The sequence below is a fragment of the Nocardia sp. BSTN01 genome (assembly GCF_015354405.1).
In the GTDB taxonomy this organism is placed as follows: Bacteria; Actinomycetota; Actinomycetes; order Mycobacteriales; family Mycobacteriaceae; genus Nocardia.
In genome coordinates, this window is the sequence record NZ_JADKYP010000155.1 from 1 (window position 1) to 1,070 (window position 1,070).

Annotated in this window: 2 protein-coding genes and 1 other annotated feature; both genes read right to left on the reverse strand. The window is 63.2% G+C overall.

The window, feature by feature from the left end; genetic code table 11:
* A partial coding sequence (locus IRT45_RS36270; RefSeq protein WP_194810257.1) for an IS3 family transposase occupies positions 1 to 693 on the reverse strand: 693 nt, incomplete at its 3' end.
* Positions 601 to 729: a sequence feature (AL1L pseudoknot), on the reverse strand. It overlaps the preceding gene by 93 nt.
* Complete coding sequence (locus IRT45_RS36275) at positions 690 to 1,016, reverse strand: transposase (protein ID WP_194810256.1); 327 nt, start codon at positions 1,014 to 1,016, stop codon at positions 690 to 692. Its footprint overlaps the feature before it by 40 nt. The genes IRT45_RS36270 and IRT45_RS36275, both read right to left, overlap by 4 nt.
* Positions 1,017 to 1,070 lie beyond the last annotated feature (54 nt).

Sequence of the window (1,070 nt, forward strand, 5' to 3'; positions counted from 1 at the left end):
ATCTCCAACCGAACCTATCGATGCCGAGAGTCCTTGCAGGGCAAGTGATTCGGTGAATTTCACCGTGGTGTATTGCGACCCGGCATCGGAGTGGTGGATCAGGCCGGGCTCGATCGGATGCCCGTAATGGTCACGCCGCCACACGGCCATGTTGAGCGCTTTGGATACCAATGCGGTGGCTTTCGTGGCGGCGGTGGTCCAGCCGACGATGGCGCGGGAGTAGGCGTCGAACACGAACGCCACATATGCCCATCCGGTCCAGGTGGAGACGTAGGTGAAATCGGCGACCCACACGCGGTTGGGTGCGGCGGCGGTGAAGTCGCGGTTGAGCCTGTCCCCGGCGCGTATCCCATCCCTGGCAGGGATCGTGGTGCGCAGCTTGCGGCCTCGCACGATGCCGTTCATTCCGAGCTCGCGCATGATCCGGTCCACTGTGCAGAATGCCACGTCGTGGCCTTTCCGCCGCAGGTAGCGGGTCATTTTCCGCCGCCCGTACATTTCCTCCGGCTGGCCGGCCAGGTCGCGTAATGCGTTCTCCACGTGCGCATCTGCGATGTCACGGGCCGACGGTGGTCGGCGGCGGGCTTTGCGGTAGGTCCGTGGCGCGATCTGGATTCCGTGCGCGGCGAGCGCGCGGCAGATCGACTCGACGCCGTAGGCCTGGCGGTATTCGTCGATGAACCCGACGATCAGTGGTGTCGCGGGTCGAGTTCCCGCGCGAAGAAAGCTGAGGCCAACTTCAGTATCTCGTTGGACTGCTTGAGGTCTCGCACTTCTTTCCGCAGTCGTGCCAGCTCGTCACGCTCAGCCGACGACAGCTCGGTTCCGGCCTTCGCGCCCGGTCGGGAGCCTTGCGCGAGGGCTTTTTTCACCCATACCCGCAATGTCTCGTAATGCACGTCCACCAGCGGGCCGATCGCACGAGCGGCAGCATACGGGGACTCGAACTCATCGAGTCGTTCCAAGACCAGACGCACGGCCTTCTCACGAACCTCAGGCGGGTAACGCTTCGACATGATGGGAACCATCTTCCACAAGACTGGAAGCGGTCCCAAACTCGTGACGGTTCA